Source organism: Microbacterium xerophyticum (assembly GCF_053543555.1).
The window spans coordinates 358,393-361,184 of record NZ_JBLVOB010000005.1 but is presented as its reverse complement, the minus strand read 5'-3'; the positions used below and the strand labels follow the sequence as shown (position 1 = coordinate 361,184).

The 2,792-nt window shown below is 65.8% G+C and carries 3 protein-coding genes; all 3 read left to right on the top strand.

Features of this window, described 5'->3' with window-relative positions:
* A partial coding sequence (locus ACNPNP_RS06260) for a carbohydrate ABC transporter permease (RefSeq protein WP_448965182.1) occupies positions 1-945 on the top strand: 945 nt, incomplete at its 5' end.
* Positions 942-1,832, top strand: a complete 891-nt coding sequence (locus tag ACNPNP_RS06255; protein ID WP_052166697.1) for a carbohydrate ABC transporter permease — start codon at positions 942-944, stop codon at positions 1,830-1,832. The genes ACNPNP_RS06260 and ACNPNP_RS06255, both read left to right, overlap by 4 nt.
* 25 nt (positions 1,833-1,857) lie before the next feature.
* Positions 1,858-2,792 (top strand): glycoside hydrolase family 3 protein (locus ACNPNP_RS06250; RefSeq protein WP_448965181.1); only part of this gene is annotated, 935 nt, incomplete at its 3' end.

The following is a 2,792-nucleotide window of genomic DNA, read 5'->3' as shown; positions in this document are numbered from 1 at the left end:
CGGTCCCGACACCGCGCGCCGCGGCGTCCCGACTGGCGCAAACGTGGCGAGATCGCGCTCCTGGCGGGACCCGCACTGCTGATCTTCGTCGGCTTCGTCATCTTCCCGGTGATGATGGCCGCGTTCTACGGCTTCTTCAAATGGAACGGCTACGGCTGGCCCACCGAGTTCGTCGGACTCGACAACTACGCCCTCATGCTGCAGGACGACACGTTCCGCGCAGCCGTGGGGCACAACTTCACGATCGTCGTCCTCTCGCTGCTCATGCAAGGGCCGATCGCGATCCTGTTCGCACTTCTGCTGAACCAGAAGATCCGCGGACGCTCCGTGATCCGCGTGCTGATCTTCGCCCCGTACGTGATCGCCGAGGTGGTGGTCGGAACCGGCTGGAGCCTGATGCTCCAGGATGCCGGGGCGCTGAACTCCCTCCTCGAGAAGGTGGGCCTCGGCGCGCTGCAGAACTCGTGGATCGCGGATCCGGCGATCGCGATGTGGTCGCTGATGATCATCATCACGTGGAAGTACATCGGCTTCGCCGTCATCCTCATGCTCGCCGGTATGCAGTCCATCCCCGAAGAGCTCTACGAGGCGGCGGCCATCGACGGCGCCGGATTCTGGAAGTCGCAGTGGAGCATCACTCTTCCGCTGCTCGGACCGACCATCCGCATCTGGGCCTTCCTGTCGATCATCGGCTCGCTGCAGCTGTTCGACCTCGTCAACATCATCTGGGGCCAGTACATCGCGGCGACCGCCGGCACATCGACGATGGCCACCTACATGTACCAGAACGGGCATCTGGCCGGAAGCTACGGCTACGGCAACGCGGTCGCCGTGATGCTCTTCCTCATCTCACTCGTCGTCGCTCTCGTGTACCAGCGGTTCGTGCTCCGCCGCGACACCGAGGGCGCGCTGACGGGTGACAGCCGAAAGGGGCGCCGGCGATGACCGACACTCTGAAGACCTCCGTGGCCATTCAGGCCATCGGGCCGCGCGGACGCCGACGCTCACCATCCGGTGTGCGATGGGGGAGCCCCGGCGTCTACCTGGTCGCGTTGATCCTGATCACGGTCTGCATCACGCCGATCCTCTACATCATCATCGGCGGATTCCGCACGAACTCGCAGATCACGACCGACCCGTCCGGCTGGCCAGCGCCGTGGGAGATCGGCAACTACACCGACGTGCTCGGCAGCAGCGAGTTCTGGACCGCGATGGTCAACTCGACGATCGCCGCAGTCGGCACCACGCTCGGCGCCGTCATCCTCGGTGTGATGGCCAGCTACGTCATCGCCCGGTACGACTTCGGCGGCAAGGCCATCATGTACTCGTTCTTCGCAGCGGGTCTGATGTTCCCGATCACGGTGGCGATCACACCGCTGTACCTGCTGATCCGCAACCTCGGCCTGGTCAACAGCCTCGGCGGCATCATCCTGCCGCAGATCGCCTTCGCCCTGCCGACCACGATCATCATCCTGGTGCCGTTCCTGCGGGCCATCCCGAAGGAGCTGGAGGAAGCGGCATCCATCGACGGCGCCTCCAGGCTCGGGTTCTTCTGGAGGATGGTGATTCCGCTGAGCCTGCCCGGCGTGATCACGGTGGGCATCCTCGCGTTCATCGGATCGTGGAACGGATACATGCTGCCGCTGTTCATCCTCAACGATGCGAGTCTGTTCACCCTCCCGCTCGGGGTGCAGAACTTCTCGTCGCAGTACTCGGTCGACACCGCGAGGGTGCTCGCGTACACGTCGTTGTCGATGCTGCCCGCGCTGATCTTCTTCAGCATGTTCGAGCGTCGGATCGTCGGTGGGCTCACCGGCGCGGTCAAGGGCTGATTCGACCACATAGGTCTGAGCAGAGATGAAAGAGAGATCCGTGTCGGATACCAACGCGGGAGTTCCCGCCATGCCCGCAGTGTCGGAGCGAGTGCGTGCGCTGCACGCGCAGATGACGCTCGAGGAGAAGCTCGCGCAGATCGTCGGGTACTGGCTCGACCAGAACGGCGTCGTCGCACCGATGCAGTCCGAGATGGCGGCCGGCCAGCAGGACGGCGGCCAGCTGGAGGACGTGACCAGGAACGGTCTCGGCCACTACACGCGCGTGTACGGGACCCGCCCTGTCGAGCCGGCCGAGCGCGCCGCGTGGCTCTGGGCGGAGCAGCGGCGTCTCAAGCGCGAGACGAGACTGGGCATCCCCGCCCTCGTGCACGAGGAATGCCTCACAGGTCTCGCGGCATGGAAGGCTGCGGCCTTCCCCACACCGTTGGCCTGGGGCGCGACGTTCGACCCCGACCTCGTGCAGGAGATGGCCGCCTCGATCGGGGAGTCGATGCGGGAGCTCGGCATCCATCAGGGTCTCGCACCTGTCCTCGACGTCATCCGCGATCCCCGCTGGGGACGCGTGGACGAATGCATCGCGGAGGACCCGTACGTCGTCGGCGTGCTCGGCACCTCGTACGTCACCGGTCTGCAGTCCGCCGGCGTGCATGCCACGTTGAAGCACTTCGTCGGGTACTCGGGTTCGCGCGCCGGGCGCAATCACGCTCCGGTGTCCGCGGGACCGCGGGAGATCGCGGACGTGTTCCTGCCGCCGTTCGAGATGGCGCTGTTCGACGGCGGCGCACGATCGGTCATGAACTCCTACGCCGAGATCGACGGTGTGCCGCTCGGCTCCAGCGCGGAGTACCTCACTGATCTGCTGCGGGAGCGCTGGGGTTTCGACGGCGTGGTCGTCGCCGACTACTTCGCGGTGGCGTTCCTCGAGGTCATGCACGCCGTCGCGGCCGACCGCCGCGG

Coding starts and splice junctions, on each gene's coding strand:
- ACNPNP_RS06255 (WP_052166697.1), top strand. CDS start 942: ATGACCGACACTCTGAAGACCTCCGTGGCCATTCAGGCCATCGGGCCG.